Consider the following 15,239-nt stretch of genomic DNA (forward strand, 5'->3'; position numbering starts at 1 on the left):
GGGGCGCCATGCCGCGCACCAGTCGTATCCAGGGTCTCCGGGACCTATCCGTCGAGGCCCGGCGCAAGTTCGTCGCCGAAGCCGCCGGCATCGACCCCGCGTCGATCGCCGCCTTCGACCCCGCGCACGGCCTCGGCACCGAACTGGCAGCCCACATGATCGAGAACGTGACCGGGATCCTGGGCATCCCGCTGGGTGTAGCGACGAACTTCGTGATCAACGGCACCGACGTGTTGGTGCCGATGGCGACCGAGGAAGCCTCCGTCGTCGCGGCGGCGAGCAACGCCGCCAAGATCGCGCGCGTGCGCGGCGGGTTCACCACCTCCTCGACACCACCCGTCATGCAGGCCCAGGTCCAGATCGTCGGCGTCGCTGACCCCGAGGCCGGGCGAGTACGGCTGCTCGAAGCCCGCGACGAGCTGATCGCGCTCGCCAACGACCAGGACCCCAAGCTCGTCGAGTTCGGGGGCGGCGTCCGGGACATCGCTGTCCGGCTGGTCCCCTCGCGCGCCGGCACCTACGTGGTCGCGCACCTTCAGGTCGACGTTCGCGACGCCATGGGCGCCAACGCGGTCAACACGATGGCTGAGGCCGTCGCCACCCGGGCGGCCGAGATCGCGCGCGGGAGCAGCTTGCTGCGGATCCTCACCAACAAGGCCGATCTCCGGCTCTCCCGTGCCCGCGCGGTGTTCGACGCGGACGCGCTCGGCGGCGCCGAGGTCGTCGACAACATCATTCACGCCGCCGCCCTCGCCGAAGCCGACCCCTACCGGGCCGCCACCCACAACAAGGGGATCATGAACGGCATCACCGCCGTCGTGCTCGCCACCGGCAACGACACCCGCGCCGTCGAAGCCGGCGCCCACTCCCACGCCGTCTCGCCCGCCGGGCTCTACACCTCGTTGTCCCGCTTCGAAAAAGACGCCGACGGCAATGTCGCCGGCACGCTCGAGCTGCCCATGCCCGTCGGTCTCGTCGGTGGCGCCACCAAGGTCCACCCGGCCGCGCAGGCCGCGATCACCCTGCTCGGCGTCCGCACCGCCGCCGAACTCGCGGAGATCATCACGGCCGTCGGCCTCGCCCAGAACCTCGCCGCCATCCGAGCGCTGGCCACCGAAGGGATCCAGCGCGGCCACATGTCCCTGCACGCCCGCAACATCGCATCCGGCGTCGGCGCGACCGCCGAGGAGGTCCCGGCCGTCGTCGCCCGGCTCATCGCGGACCAGAAGGTCCGTGCCGACCACGCCGAGCAGGTCCTCGCCGAGCTCCGGGCCGGACGATGATCGACTACGGGACCGAACGGCTCCCTGGCCTCCCCGAAGCCGTCACCATCTGCGAGGTCGGCCCCCGCGACGGGCTCCAGAACGAGTCCACGCCGGTGCCCGCCGACGTGAAGGTCGAGTTCATCGAACGCCTTGCCGACGCCGGGCACACCGTCATCGAGGCGACGAGCATGGTCCATCCCAAGTGGGTGCCACAGCTCGCCGACGCCGAAGAGGTCCTCCGTCGCCTCGACCGCCGCCCCGCGGTCCGCTACCCCGTACTCGTGCCCAACCAGCGAGGCCTGCAGCGGGCGCTCGACCTCGGCGTCACCGACATCGCCGTGTTCGCCTCGGCAACCGAAAGCTTCGCCAAGGCCAACCTCAACCGCACGGTCGCCGAGTCGCTCGAGATGTTCGCCCCCGTCATCACTCAGGCCCGCGAAACCGGGCTGCCGGTGCGCGGCTACCTGTCCATGTGCTGGGGCGACCCTTGGGAAGGCGCGGTCCCTGCGGCACAAGTCGTCGACGTCGCGACCAAACTGATCTCCCTCGGCTGCACCGAACTAAGCCTCGGCGACACCATTGGCGTCGCCACCCCCGGCCGCGTCGTCGCGCTGCTCAACGCCCTCACCGCCGCCAGAGTCCCGATCGGCTCGATCGCCGTTCACTTCCACGACACCTACGGCCAGGGGCTCGCCAACACCCTCGCCGCCCTCCAGCATGGAGTGACCACAGTGGACACTTCGGCAGGCGGCCTGGGCGGCTGCCCCTACGCCGACAGCGCCACCGGCAACCTCGCCACCGAAGACATCCTCTGGCAGCTCGAAGGTCTCGGCATCCGCACCGGCCTCAACCTCACCAAGCTGGTCGAAACGAGTAGCTGGCTGGCCGGTCACCTCGGCCGCGAAAGCCCCTCTTCGGTCGTGCGCGCGCTACGGAAAAGCTGAGACCAGCCGTCGCTCCGGCCTCGCGCGTTACGCAACCGCTACGGCGACGGCGCAAAACCGTGGGCTCGGCAGCCTGGCCTCGACACTGAGCGAACGGGGCGGTTCGATTCGGGCGGGCAGGCGTCGAGCTGACCGTTCAGGCCGCCGCCGCGGCGGAATCCTGCGCCTGCACACGGGCTCGGCGGCTTTCGTGCGCAGCGGCCAGGCTGGCTCGGCAGGTCCGGATGATCTGCCGGGTCGCCGCGGTCTCGAGGGCCTGGCGGCACCGCGTGCAAACCACGGTCACCGATCCGGTCACCTCGTCGACCGCGACGGACGCCTCGGCCTCGCAGCGGCGGCACCAGCGGTGCCCGGTGACGGGGATGATGTGCATCGGCGAAGCGATGCATTCGTGTGACCAGCGACGGTGAACGTGGCAGGTGATGCGCTCGTGAGCCGAAATCTCCTCGCGCTCCTCCACCGCATCCTCGATGATCAAGGTGTGTGCAAGGCGCCGGTCACGGAGGTCTGCGTAGCGCTCGCCGTACCGCAGTACGTCCGCGGCGCTCGGCTGGGAGGGACGCAACGAACGTCGGGGCTGCGGCGAATCCGGCTCGATTCGGTCGGGATGGGACAGGGGGAGCATGGCCTTTCCTTGAACGGATCTACTTTCGTCGGGTTGACACCAGTGTCTTTAGTCCCGACTACGCAGACATCGGTGGCACTACGTAGCCCACTGCTTATCTATATCTGCGTACGTACTGCGGCGATCAGCTGCCGGTGTCGGACCGGCCTTGCTCGGTTCCGGATCGCGCCGCAGTGCCGTCGCAAGGTTCAGGTCGGGCTGGCCCCGCAGGCAGTGTAGGCGCTGACGCAGCAGAAACAGCGCCACCGAGCGGGGCAACCTGACGAACGCCCCCTGTCCGCCGTCTCATCCCGGAACTGGTCGTGGACGCGAGGTGCCGGAACGCTCACGGGTTGCCGACTCGGACCAGCGGCAACCACTGCGAAACGTCCGAGCGGGAACCGGATGCGGTGAGCTCGCCGCGTTCGAGGGCCTCGGCCCAGCCGAGGCGGCCGGTCGCCAGCAGCAGCCAGGTCCGGGGGTTGGTCTCGACGACGTTGGGCGGGGTGCCGCGGGTGTGCCGAGGGCCGGCGACGCACTGGACCGCCGCGAACGGCGGCACCCGCACCTCGACGCTGTTGCCCGGGGCGACCTGCTCCAAGGTGCGCAGGCTCAACCGAACTGCGGCGGCGAGCTCGGCACGCGCGGGCTTCGGCGCTTCGCCGTCCAGCCAAGGCCGCAGGGCTGCGACGGCCTCGCGCATCTCCCCGGGATCAACGGCACGGCGACTGGGCATGCCAGAAGCCTACGAACACAACCCAACCCCCAACCCTCCTACCCCAAGCACGGGCACCGGGCACCGGGCGCCGGGCACCGGGCACCGCGCTCCGGGCACCCCCGAACCAGTGGACACGCAATTTCAATGAGGTGATCTCAGTAAGAAGTCTCTGGAGGGCGGCCTGCCGGAATGGGTGTGTGATCGGGTAGGGCTGGCCCGGGGAGAGTGGGACGTGGGGTCCCTGGTAGAAGAAGTTCGACCAAGAAAGGATCTTCGACCAGGGAGGGCCCCACGTGGTCACGTATTCTGCCAAACTCGATGTTCCCCGTGAACTGGTGGTCTTCCTCAGCCGGCTGTTGGCCGGTGAACGCCGCCGGAAAGGGACCCGCAAGGGGCGCCGGGCGTTGACCACGTTCTGGCAGGCTGTGCTGGTCCTGCGGTGGTTCCGGGACGATACCGACATCACCAAACTGGCTCGCGATCACGGTGTCGCCCGTGCCACCGGCTACCGGTATGTCGACGAGGGCATCAAGGCACTGGCCGCGCAGGCCCCGGATCTGCACGACGCCCTGCAACGGGCCAAAGACAACGGCGACGCCTATCTGATCCTGGACGGCAAAAACTTCTCCTCCGACCGTCTCGGCGAAAAGACCACCAGCGCCAAAGGCGCCGAGATCGACCTGTGGTACTCCGGGAAAACCCGCGAACAAGCCGGCAACATCCAAGCACTGACAGACCCGGACGGGTTCCCGCTGTGGGCCTCCGACGTCGAGCCCGGGTCCATCCACGACATCACCGCCGCTGAAAACCACGTCCTCGGCGCCCTGTACTGGGCTTACTCCCAGCTCAACCTACCCACCCTGGCCGACGGCGGCTACCAGGGTGCCGGAGCCGGGGTCCTCACCCCGATCAAACGCCCCAAAACCAGCAAAGGCCGCCCACTCGACGTCGACAACCAGACCTACAACAAACTGCTGCGCGGCCTGCGCGCCCTCGGCGAACGTGGATTCGCCCTGCTCACCGGCCGTTGGCGCGTCCTACGACACTTCACCACCAGCCCCCGCAAAATCGGCCTCATCGTCAAAGCCGCACTCGTACTCACCCAATTCGAACACGGCCGACTCGCATAACCCCCTACTGAGATCAATTCAATGGAAATCAGAGGTCCGATTTCCATTGAAATTGCGGAAGTTGTCCACAGCCATCGGCGTGTCGGTGTGCGACACGCCGATGATCCGCAACTTCCATTGAAATTGCACACCGGCACCGGGGTGTTCAGAGCCAGCCGAGACGGCCTCGCGCATCTCCCCGGGATCAACGTCACGGCAACTCGGCATGCCAGAAGCCTACGAACAACAAACCCAACCCCCTACCCCTATCCCAGCACCAGACACCAGACACCAGACACAGGCACCAGACACCAGGCACCAGGCACCAGGCACCAGACACCAGACACCAGACACCAGACACCGAATACCAGACACCGAATACCAGGCACCGACTACCAGGCACGGGTGCTCTGGGTATCCCTCGGACCAGTGGACACGCAATTTCAATGGAAATCAGAGGTCCGATTTCCATTGAAATTGCGGAAGTTGTCCACAGCCGTCGGCGTCTCGGTGTGCGACACGCCGATGATCCGCAACTTCCATTGAAATTGCGCACCGGTACCCAGGTGTTCAGAGCCAGCCGAGCTTGACGGCTTGCATGCCCGCCTGGAAGCGGGTTTCCGCTCCTAACCGGGAGATCAGCTCGCGGACCCTGCGGTGCGCGGTTCGGGCGCTGAAGCCCATCAACCGGCCGATCGTGTCGTCCGTGGCACCGGAGGCGAGCAGCGACAGGATCCACCGCTCCTCCTCGGTCGGCTGCAGCTCGTTGCCCACCAGGTCCTGGTCCGCGGTGAACGGCGCGGCGAAGCGCCACAGGTCCTCGAAGATCCTCGCGATCGCGGCCAGCATCGCCGAGCTGCGCACCACCACGGCACTTTCCACCGAGGTCTCGCTCACGGTCAGTGGCAGCAGCGCGATCTCGCCGTCGACCATGATCAGCTTGGTCGGCGCCACGTGGATCACCCGCGCCTGCTCGCCCATCGCAACCAGTTTGGTGGTGATGTCCAGCTGCGGCGGCCGCGCCAGCGCGGACCGGTCGTAGAGCACCTGGTACTGGACACCTTCGGCGAGCTTGCGGGACTCCAGCAAGTCCAGCGGCCCGGTCGTCACGTACGGCGGCTTCGCCACGCCCTGGACCAGCTGCGTCGCAGTACGCTGCAGCTCGTACGCGGCCCAACCGACCCGCCTCGCCCCGTGCACGACCTGCAGCACGCCGCCGTTGCCGGACTGCGCCCGGGCGGCGCGAGCCACCGACGCGACCTGCGCCTGCACGGCCCGCTCGGTCAGCGGCTCCGTAGCGGCGGTGTCCCTGGCCCGCTCGTCGACCGCAGTCGGCGACTGCGTCAGCCCTTCGGTGTATCCGGGAAGCACGGCACACCCCCTCCTCGATGTGCCCTGGCGGCACCGATTCGGCTGGCACCGCGATGGACACTGACACCCCCGTCGTTTTGCAACGTATCCACCAGGAACGACCGCTGGAACCGACTTTTGCACGATCCAGCGGATTGACCCTTTGATTGCCACCGTTCGGCGGCATCCCGGCGTCCCCCGAGTGCAGCAATCAGAAGCACAACGGGCCCTCCCCGGGGATTCCGGGAGGGCCCGCGTGCCGCACTGCGCTAGCGGATCAGAGGTCGCCGATCTGCAGCAGGTCGGCGATGGTGCCCTCCGGAGCGCTCTGGATCACGCCTTTGGAGGCCTGACCCTGCAGCCCGGTGATCACGTCCGCCGGCTTGGCGTCCGGGTTGGCCTGCAGGTAGAGCGCACCGACGCCGGCCACGTGCGGGCTGGCCATCGAGGTGCCACTCAACGTCTCGGTGCCGCCACCGGGGACGGTCGACACGATGTCTACGCCGGGCGCGTAGCCCTCGACGGTGGCGCCGAAGTTAGTGAACTCGGCCGAGGTGTCGGTGTTGTCCGACGCGGCGGTGGTGAACACGCCCTCCGCGCTGGCCGGGGAGACGTTCTCGGCGTCCTGGCTTTCATTACCGGCCGCCACCGCGAGGAAGACGCCGCTGTTGACCAGCTTGGTCGCGGCCTCGTCCAGCACCGGGTCCTTCGGTCCGCCCAGCGACATGTTCGCCACCGAAGCGCCCTGGTGGTTCTCCGCGACCCACTCGATGCCCGAGACGACCTGCTCGGTCGTGCCGCTGCCCTGGGCGTCGAGGACTCGGACGCCGACCAGCTTCACGCCCTTGGCGATGCCGTAGGTGTCGCTTCCGATGGTGCCGGCGACGTGGGTGCCGTGGCCTTGCTTGTCCGTGCCGTCGCCACCCGTGGCGTCGAAACCGATCTTGGCGCGCCCGCCGAAGTCGGGGTGGGACGGGTCGATGCCGGTGTCGATGATGTAGGCGGTGACGCCCTCACCGGTGCCCTTGGGGGCGTAGCTGTCGTCCAGCGGCAGGTTCGGCTGATCGATCCGGTCCAGGCCCCACGAGCCGACCGCCTTCTTCTTCGAAGGCTCGACCGCGATGTGGTAGCTCTGCGAGACGTTCTCGACCTTGCCGCTGGCGCGGACCGCGTCGAGCTGCGCCGGGGTCAGCTTCGCCGAGAACCCGTTGAGCGCCTTGTCGTAGACGTTGCGGGCCTGCACGCCGAGCTCTTCGGCGACGCCCTGCGGCGCGATGCCTTCCTTCAGGTTGACGATGTAGACGTCCGAGTCGGCGTCCCGCACCGCTGCCTGCGAGTGCAGGGTCAGCGGCGCCAACTCGATGCGCGGCTGCGCGCCTGCCGGTGCACCGGCGAACACGAGCGCCGCCGCGGCAACCCCTGCCCCGGTGCCGTAAAGCAGCTTCCTCATGTGTCCCCTCCTCCGTCCATTCGCTCGGGTGGGGCCGAGCGAAAGATGGTTCACAACGGAACGTAACCAGGGAAAACACACGTTCGGGTGCGGTTGGCGAATTGTCGCCACACAATCGGGCGGTGGAGTGAACGAATTCCCAGCTCTGGGTTTCTTATCGGGAATGAGCAGGCAAAACCGCGCCCGCCGGGGTTTCCCGACGGGCGTGGTGGTTCGTCCTGCTAGTCCCGGTTCGCGTGTTTCAGGTCGCGGCAACCCAGCGTCGCAATCGGAGCCGAACGGCTTCCACGTACTCGGGCGCGACTTCCGAAACCTCGTCGATCGACGCGGCGCCATCGGGGGCGACGCCGTAGGTCATCCCGTAGTACAGGTACAGCGCGCTCTCCTGCTCGAACGGGAGATCGCCCTGGAGCAGGCTGACCCGGGGGGCCTGCCGGACCGCGTCCTTGCCGACCGCGACGGTGAGCGTGTCGCCGTCGAAGGCCGCGCCCTCCAGCGGCACGAAGCTCTCGTTCGTGCCGAACAGTCCAGTTTGGACGGTGATCCAGGCGGGCTGCTCGGTGTCGTCGTCGATGAACAGCTGGCCGACGATGCCGATCCGGGATCCTTCCGGGTCGAAGACCTCGCACCCGAACATCCGCAACGCTTCCCGCTGGCCGATCATCGCCGCCTCCTCCCCTGGCCCTCCCCTGGCCCTCCTGGTCAGTCTGCCCCTGGACCCGTCCGACCGGCACCTCGGAACGGCTGGTTCGGGACCGTTCATTCGCGCGTTCCCCGGTGCTGGCACCCTCGGACGCGCGCCCGGCATCCACGCCGAGCCCAGATCAACAGGTACGGAGTTCCCGATGTCCCAGCCCGTCGACCGTCCCGCCCCGCCGATCAGCGCGGAAATGCGGGAGCACGCCAAGCAGAACCCCGACAGCTGGCTTTACATCGCCGACCCCGGCTACACCGCCGACGGCGAGGAGGTGCCGCCGGAAGGCATCGTCGGCGCCTACCGCATCGACTCCGACGGCGAGATCGACGAGCGCTTCCAGTTCAACGACGCGTACCAGCCGTCCGAACTCGCGGCGAACCAGCAGGAACCGACCAACGAGCTGGAGCACGTGCTGGCCCGGATCGCGGCCGGCCAGCTCCCGGAGTCCGAGCTGCCCGCGGCGGTGCTCGCCGCCGAGGTGCTGCTCTACGCGCCGAGCGCGGACGACCCGATGATCTACACCGCGGAGATGTCCGACGGCAGCCAGCTGGTCCCGGCCTGCACCTCGGCCTCCCGGGTTCCGGCGGACTGGCCGGGATTCCGCCGGGTGCCAGGGCGAGAGCTGCCGGAACTGCTCAACGGCCTCGACCTGGGCCTGAACCTGAACGACGCGATCCAAGCGGTCATCCCGCACGCAGTTCTCGCCCAAGTCGCAGCACAACACGGCTGATCGCGGTTCCCAGGTTCAGTTCAAACTGGGATCCGTCACCCCGGGAGGTGGCGGTTCCAATTGAAACCGCGGGCACCGGGGGGAGAACCCGATGACTGGCCGGGGCCGGGCCTTGTGCCTAGCCTCGGCCTGGAGCGGTCCTGGAACCCGGAACTCGGCGCGCGTTCACCCAGTACTACGGCTCGTCTGTGGTTCCGCCACCCGCATCGCCAAGCAAGGCGAGCCCGGAACACCTCAATCCAGGTGTTCGGCGATGAAAGTTGTTATTTTCTCGGGTGATCCGGGGCGGGCGAAGAGGTAGCCCTGGCCGGTCTCGCAGCCGATGTCCGCCATCCGGCGGGCCTGCGCCTGGGTCTCCACGCCTTCTGCCGTGACGGTCAGGCCTAAGGCGTGCGCGAGGTCCACCAGCGTGCCGACGATGCGCGCGTCGACGGGGTCGGCCCGCTCCGCGTCGCGCAGGCCCTCCATGAACGAGCCCGCGATCTTGAGCTCGTGCACCGGGAGATGCCGCAGGTAGGCCAGGTTCGAGTACCCGGTGCCGAAGTCGTCGATGGCGATCCGCACGCCCATCCGGGACAGCGCGCGCAGGGCATCCAACGGCTCATCGGCGGTGCCCATGATCGCGCTCTCGGTGAGCTCCAGCTGCAGCCGGGACGGCTCCAGCCCGGTCTCGGCCAGGATCTCCGCGACGTCGGCCACCAGGTTCGGGTCCCGCGACTGCCGCACCGCCAGGTTGACGCTGACGAACGGCGCCGCCGCCCCGAAGTCGTCCTGCCACTGCTTCGCCTGCCGGCACGCCTCCCGCAGCACCCAGCGCCCGAGCGCCACGATCAGCCCGGTCTCCTCGGCCAGCCCGATGAACCGGTCCGGCCCCAACCGTCCCAGTTCCGGATGCGCCCAGCGGACCAGCGCCTCGACACCGACCACGCTGAAGTCCCGCAGCCCGATCAGCGGCTGGTAGTCCACGTAGAACTCTTCGCGCTCCAGCGCGGCGGGCATCTTCGCCGACAGGTGGAACTGCGCGACCTCGGTGGCGTTGCGGTCCGGGTCGAACAGCGCCCACCGGCTCTTGCCCTCGGACTTCGCCCAGTACAGCGTCACGTCGGCGTCGCGCATCAGCTCGGCCGCGGTCTGCCCGGACACCGGACGCTCGACGATGCCGATGCTGGCCGACACGGAGAGCTCGTGGCCACCGATGCGGATCGGCTCGTCCAGCGCGTCCAGCACGGTGTCGGCGATCTCGATGGCCTGCTCGGTGCCGAGCGAGTTCTGGATCAGTATCACGAACTCGTCGCCGCCCATGCGCGCGACCAGCCGGTCGGCTCCGTGCACCGCGGTGGCGAGCCGGTCGGCGACCGCCTGCAGCAGGTCGTCGCCGACGTGGTGACCGAGGCTGTCGTTGATGACCTTGAAGCCGTCGAGGTCCATGTAGCACAGCGCGACCCGCTCGCCGGACTCGTGCGCGCGCAGCACCCCGGTGAGCCGTTCCAGGAAAAGCGCCCGGTTGGGCAGTCCGGTCAGCGGATCGTGCATCGCCTGGTGACGCAGGCGTTCCTGCAACATCCGCTGGTCGGTGACGTCTTCGATCAGCGCCACCTGGTACAGCGGCAGGCCGTCCTCGCCGCGGACCAGGGACACGATCAGCTCGGTCCACACTGTGCCGCCGTCGGGGCGCTTGAACTGCTTCTCCGCCCGGAACTGGTCGCGTTCGCCGCGCACCAGCTCCTCGTACATCCGCCAGGTGCTGTCGAGGTCGTCCGGGTGCATCATGTCCTGCACCATCATCCGGCGGAGTTCCTCCGTGGTCCGCCCCATGATCCGCGTCAGCGAATCGTTCACCTCGAGTATCCGGCCGTTCATGTCGCCGATGCCGATGCCGATCGCGGCCTCGGCGAAGATCGCGCGAAACCTGGCCTCGCTGGTGCGCAGCGCCTGCTCGACCGCGTCGCGCGCGTCCAGCACGGCCTGCCGGATCGCCTCCTGTTCGTCCAGGGTCCGCTTGCGGGCGGCCTGGAGGAAGCCGGAGCACAGCTCGCCCTGCAGCGCGGCCACGCGCCCGCGCCAGCCGGGACTGCTGCCCAGCCGCAGGATGTCCAGGATCTCGTCGCCGATCAGGTCGACGGTGCGGGCCAGCGACTCCGCGCTGGTGAAGTGCACCGCGACCAGGTCCACCCCGACCGACCGCGCGGCGGACGGGTCGAACGGATCGCTGAGCAGCGCGTCGACCAGGCGATCTGTGTAGCCGTACAGCCGGCCTTCGACCTCGACGCTGGTCATCGGCACGTAGCTGGTGCCCATCAGGGCCTGCGCCCAGACAGCCGCGAAGCGTCGTCGATCGGCTCGGTTCACCTCGGCGACCACCCCGTGAGCGCTGGGCACCGGCGCTGTCCAGCCAGTCATGCCTGGGCGCCCTCCACTCGTCCTACTCGCCTGGGCCGTTCGTTCGGAGCATACGACCGGATGGGTCCGGCGGTCGAACATCATGTACGGCACCCGGGGTAGCTGTACACCTCATTCGAGCAGGCCATCCAGGTGGCCAAGCCCCGCTTTGCAGCTACCGTCCGCAACTAGTTGATCGCGGGCAGCGCTGCGTTACCAATACATCTGATGTTTTCGAGACGTGCAGCCAGCGGTTGTGCGCGGCCCAGAACTACACCCCGGAGGACCCGCGGTTCACACGCGGTGTCCGGATTGGGCCATTCTGGTTAAAAACTAACACAGGGTCTACATCTCACGAAAACCTCTCGCCACACTTTTGGGGCCCGATGCCTGGTCCCCCGACGACGCACCGCAACTACACCCCGAGAGGCATCGATGAGCCTTCCGAGTGGACGTGGTCGCCGATTACACCTGATCTCCTTAATATCGGTTGCCTGCGCAGGCGTTCTTCTCCTGTGCTCGCCCACGCAAGCCAGCACACCCCTTCCGGGAAGGGAAAGCGCGATGAGCACGCAGGTGACCGAAGAACCGCCGAGCGGAACCGAGACCAACGCCACGATGGGCTCGCAGATCCGCAAGCACGAGGGCGGCGGCGATGACCCGCTGCTGACCCCGGACGTCGACCCGCTGGCCACAGTGGCCGGCATGGACGTCGCCAGCTACCAGCGCAACGTGAACTGGAAGTCCTGGTGGGACCAGGGCATGCGGTTCGCCTACGTCAAGGCGACGGAGGGCACGAGTTACAAGAACCCGTACTTCGCCCAGCAGTACAACGGTTCCTACAACGTGGGCATGATCCGCGGGGCGTACCACTTCGCGCTGCCGGACCGCTCCAGCGGCGCCGCGCAGGCCAACTACTTCGTGGACAACGGCGGCGGCTGGTCCAAGGACGGCAAGACCCTGCCGGGCGCGCTGGACATGGAGTACAACCCGTACGGGGGCACCTGCTACGGCAAGTCCAAGAGCGGGATGACCGCCTGGATCAAGGACTTCAGCGACACCTACCACTCCCGCACCGGGCGCTGGCCAGTCATCTACACCAGCACCAGCTGGTGGAACCAGTGCGTGGGCGGCGACTTCAGCTCGACCAACCCGCTGTGGGTCGCCCGCTACGCGAGCGCCGTCGGACAGCTGCCCTACAACTGGGGCATCTGGACGATCTGGCAGTACACGTCGTCGCCGCTGGACAAGAACGCGTTCAACGGCGCCTACGACCGCCTCCAAGCGCTGGCCAACGGCTGACCGGTCGACCACGCGGTGCCGGCAAACCCCGGCACCGCGTGGTCGGCTTTCCCGGGCGCGCGCGGTCCGGGGTGGGTGGCGATTTCGCGCGAAACCGTCACATCCCACGCGTGCCGGATGACGATTTCGCGCGAAATCGCCGCTCCCCGAGCCCGAGCCGCGGCGTCGATGCGCGCAGGCTCCAGGTGCCGAATGGCGCGTCGCGCAAGGCAGAATCGCTCGCATGGGTGAACGCAAGATCGGCTTGGTCGCAACGATCGCCGTCGCCGTCGTGGTGCTGATCGGCGTCAGCATCGCCTTACTGGTCTTCGATCCCCGGACGACCGGCGCCGACGCGCTGCGAACCGGCGGGCTGGCGGCCGGCTCGGTCGTCGCTCTCTACGCGCTGTGGCTCAACGACCGGCGCCGACGCGTCGAGGAGAAGCGGCAGGAGCTCGATAGCCAGCGGCAGGAGCTGGATCGGCAGCGCTACGCGCTAGAACAGCAGCGGCAAGCCCTGGAGGATCGCCGGACCGACCAGGATCGGGACCGCGCGGCGGACGAGCGCTTCGCGCGGGCGGTGGAGCTGCTCGGCAACGAGGCCGACCAGGTGCGGGTGGGCGCCATGCACGCCCTCGCGGGGCTCGCCCGCAACCAACCCGAATACACCCAGACCGTGCTCGACGTGCTGTGCTCGTACCTGCGGCGACCGTTCGACCATCCGAAGTGGACGATCGAGCGGAGCGTGGACGTGGTCACCGATGAGCAGCAACGCGAGCGGACGGTGCGGCAGACCGCAGCCAAGCTCGTCGTGTCGCTGCTGCCGACCACCTCCGATGCGCACCCGCCCCGCTACGACATCGACGTCGCGGCCGCCCGATTGGACCGCTTCGACCTGTCCGGCAGGGTCGTCGGCACCTTCGAGGCCCAGGCCTGCTGGTTTCGCCACAAGACGAACTTCGAGGGGACAGTCTTCCTGGGCAAGGTGGACCTCGGCGACGCCACCTTCCTGCACCCGCTGCGCGCCGCCGGGGCGGTGTTCCGGGGCAGGGCCAGCTTGCAGTGCCTGCACGGTCGCGCACCGATCGATTTCGAGCTCGTGGAGTTCCACGGCGAGGTGGATATGCAGACGGCGAAGTGCGCCGAGCACGTGTCCTTCCGGCAGGCGGCCTTCCACGCCGGGCTCGACCTCCGGCACGCGCGCTTCGACGGCGGCGTCGATCTCCGCGTGCGCGAGCCGTTGCCCAGCGTCGCGCTGTACAACACCGAGGTCGACACATCGATCCACGCCCAGGTGCCGGAGGATTGGCAGCTCGAACCCCTGACGGATGCGAATCGCGCACGCATCCGGGTGCATGCGGTCGGGCAGAATCCTTCGCATGGATGAGCGCAAGATCGGGCTGGTCGCGACGATCGCCGTCGCCGTCGTGGTGCTCGTCGCCGTCAGCATCGCTTTGCTGATGTTTGACCCCAGGACGACCGGCGCCGACGCGCTGCGGACTGGCGGGTTGGCCGCCGGTTCGATCGTTGCGCTCTACGCGCTCTGGCTCAACGATCGGCGGCGACGCATCGAGGAGGAGCGGCAGAAAACCGAGCGGCAGCGCCACGAACTGGAAAACCGGCGAGCGGAACTCGACCGCGATCGGGTCGCCGACGAGCGCTTCGCCCGCGCCGTGGAACTCCTGGGGCACGAGACCGATCAGGTCCGGGTCGGTGCGCTACACGCCCTCGCCGGGCTCGCGCGGAGCAACCCCGACTACGCGCAGACCGTGATCGACGTGCTGTGCTCGTACCTGCGGCGACCGTTCGCCCATCCTCGCTACAGCGCTGATTCCAACGCGCCCACCTCGGGATTCGCGGCCGATCAGGAGCGGCGTTGGAACGCGGAGGCCGTGGATGACGCGGAGCGGAAGCTCCAGGTGCGGCTGACCGCGCAGCGGCTAATCGCTGAACTGCTGCCGCGTGCGGAAGATGCCGATGCACCGGCATACGACCTCGACCTGACGAACGCGACGCTGGAGTACGTCGACCTGTCCGGCCGGAAGATCGGCACGCTCATGCTGCGCCACGCGAAGCTGTTCAGCAGCAACAACTTCAGCCGTTGCGAGTTCCGCGGCCCGGCGTGGTTCACGGCGACGACCCTCGGAACCGGCCGGCTGTTCGGCCGCTTCCGCTGCGAGAAGGCGGTTTTCCATGAGCGCGCGTGGTTCAGCCGAGTCAAGTTCCACGGCCGCGCGAGCTTCGACGGGACCCGCTTCAACGGCCGCAGCAAGTTCTCGGACGCCGTCTTCACCGACCGGATGTCCATGGTGGAAGCCGAGTTCACCGGCGAGGCCGACTTCCGAGCGATCCGCTTTGAAGCCGCCGCGATCATGCTCGACACCACATTCCACGGTGCAGTCCAGAACACCGGCATCACGACCAGCTCGGACCACGAAGTCATCCTCCCCGCCGGCTGGAAGGCCGGGAGCGCGTAGCCCGAGAAGGGGGTGGCCGGACGCCGGGTCGGGGGCGGAGCGCCCGGCCACTATGCGGTCCGGCGAGGGGAGGGGTTCCGCCGGACCAGGTCTCGCGGTCAGATGCGCAGGCGCGCGAGTGCTCGCCTGAAGCGCGCGAGTGCTCGCCTGAAGCCAGAACATGGTTCTCCCTGCGCGTTGAAGTTGACGTTTCAGCTGGTCAGGTCTCGTGAGTGTTGCTTCCGGTTCTTACCGG

Annotated in this window: 14 protein-coding genes; 7 read left to right on the forward strand and 7 right to left on the reverse strand. The window is 68.2% G+C overall.

Features of this window, described 5'->3' with window-relative positions; translation table 11 throughout:
• Nucleotides 1–8 precede the first annotated feature (8 nt).
• Both FDZ84_RS10470 and FDZ84_RS10475 read left to right on the forward strand, forming a co-directional pair.
• Nucleotides 9–1,283: a hydroxymethylglutaryl-CoA reductase, degradative gene (locus FDZ84_RS10470; protein WP_168585740.1), complete on the forward strand. Its 1,275-nt coding sequence runs from the start codon at nt 9–11 to the stop codon at nt 1,281–1,283.
• Nucleotides 1,280–2,209 (forward strand): hydroxymethylglutaryl-CoA lyase, encoded by a 930-nt coding sequence (locus tag FDZ84_RS10475; RefSeq protein WP_168585741.1) that lies wholly within the window; start codon nt 1,280–1,282, stop codon nt 2,207–2,209. The genes FDZ84_RS10470 and FDZ84_RS10475 overlap by 4 nt, the downstream gene beginning before the upstream one ends.
• Before the next feature lie 136 nt (nt 2,210–2,345).
• On the opposite strand, the gene FDZ84_RS10480 is transcribed toward FDZ84_RS10475, so the two are convergent.
• Complete coding sequence (locus FDZ84_RS10480; protein ID WP_168585742.1) at nt 2,346–2,834, reverse strand: hypothetical protein; 489 nt, start codon at nt 2,832–2,834, stop codon at nt 2,346–2,348.
• A 325-nt stretch (nt 2,835–3,159) separates the two neighbouring features.
• Nucleotides 3,160–3,549: a sterol carrier family protein gene (locus tag FDZ84_RS10485; RefSeq protein ID WP_168585743.1), complete on the reverse strand. Its 390-nt coding sequence runs from the start codon at nt 3,547–3,549 to the stop codon at nt 3,160–3,162.
• Between the two features lie 275 nt (nt 3,550–3,824).
• Between FDZ84_RS10485 and FDZ84_RS10490 the strand changes: the two genes are divergently transcribed.
• Entirely contained in the window at nt 3,825–4,661 is an 837-nt protein-coding gene (locus FDZ84_RS10490) for a transposase family protein (RefSeq protein WP_168584616.1), read from the forward strand.
• A gap of 18 nt (nt 4,662–4,679) precedes the next feature.
• Here FDZ84_RS10490 and FDZ84_RS10495 read toward each other — a convergent pair whose 3' ends face one another.
• The 4 genes from FDZ84_RS10495 to FDZ84_RS10510 form a co-directional block, all read right to left on the reverse strand.
• The gene (locus FDZ84_RS10495; protein WP_168585744.1) at nt 4,680–4,835 is read right to left on the reverse strand and encodes a hypothetical protein; all 156 of its coding nucleotides are present in this window, start codon (nt 4,833–4,835) and stop codon (nt 4,680–4,682) included.
• A 375-nt stretch (nt 4,836–5,210) separates the two neighbouring features.
• The gene (locus FDZ84_RS10500) at nt 5,211–6,011 is read right to left on the reverse strand and encodes a DNA-binding response regulator (RefSeq protein WP_168585745.1); all 801 of its coding nucleotides are present in this window, start codon (nt 6,009–6,011) and stop codon (nt 5,211–5,213) included.
• Between the two features lie 256 nt (nt 6,012–6,267).
• Nucleotides 6,268–7,440: a S8 family peptidase gene (locus tag FDZ84_RS10505; protein ID WP_168585746.1), complete on the reverse strand. Its 1,173-nt coding sequence runs from the start codon at nt 7,438–7,440 to the stop codon at nt 6,268–6,270.
• Between the two features lie 241 nt (nt 7,441–7,681).
• Nucleotides 7,682–8,104 (reverse strand): PRC-barrel domain-containing protein, encoded by a 423-nt coding sequence (locus FDZ84_RS10510; protein WP_168585747.1) that lies wholly within the window; start codon nt 8,102–8,104, stop codon nt 7,682–7,684.
• 181 nt (nt 8,105–8,285) lie between these two features.
• Here FDZ84_RS10510 and FDZ84_RS10515 point away from each other — a divergent pair, with 181 nt between their 5' ends.
• The gene (locus FDZ84_RS10515; RefSeq protein WP_168585748.1) at nt 8,286–8,867 is read left to right on the forward strand and encodes a type VII secretion system-associated protein; all 582 of its coding nucleotides are present in this window, start codon (nt 8,286–8,288) and stop codon (nt 8,865–8,867) included.
• Between the two features lie 234 nt (nt 8,868–9,101).
• Here the strand turns inward: FDZ84_RS10515 and FDZ84_RS10520 are convergent, their stop codons facing one another.
• Nucleotides 9,102–11,267: a bifunctional diguanylate cyclase/phosphodiesterase gene (locus FDZ84_RS10520; RefSeq protein ID WP_305852030.1), complete on the reverse strand. Its 2,166-nt coding sequence runs from the start codon at nt 11,265–11,267 to the stop codon at nt 9,102–9,104.
• Nucleotides 11,268–11,810: 543 nt separating this feature from the next.
• Between FDZ84_RS10520 and FDZ84_RS10525 the strand changes: the two genes are divergently transcribed.
• The 3 genes from FDZ84_RS10525 to FDZ84_RS10535 all read left to right on the forward strand — a co-directional run bounded on the left by FDZ84_RS10525 (nt 11,811) and on the right by FDZ84_RS10535 (nt 15,004).
• Nucleotides 11,811–12,548, forward strand: a complete 738-nt coding sequence (locus FDZ84_RS10525; RefSeq protein WP_168585749.1) for a lysozyme — start codon at nt 11,811–11,813, stop codon at nt 12,546–12,548.
• A gap of 223 nt (nt 12,549–12,771) precedes the next feature.
• Nucleotides 12,772–13,914: a pentapeptide repeat-containing protein gene (locus FDZ84_RS10530; RefSeq protein ID WP_168585750.1), complete on the forward strand. Its 1,143-nt coding sequence runs from the start codon at nt 12,772–12,774 to the stop codon at nt 13,912–13,914.
• Entirely contained in the window at nt 13,907–15,004 is a 1,098-nt protein-coding gene (locus FDZ84_RS10535; RefSeq protein WP_168585751.1) for a pentapeptide repeat-containing protein, read from the forward strand. Before FDZ84_RS10530 ends, FDZ84_RS10535 begins: the two co-directional genes overlap by 8 nt.
• Nucleotides 15,005–15,239: the final 235 nt, after the last annotated feature.

Origin of the sequence: Saccharopolyspora sp. ASAGF58 (genome assembly GCF_012277335.1) — a bacterium.
Taxonomy (GTDB): Bacteria; Actinomycetota; Actinomycetes; order Mycobacteriales; family Pseudonocardiaceae; genus Saccharopolyspora; species Saccharopolyspora hattusasensis.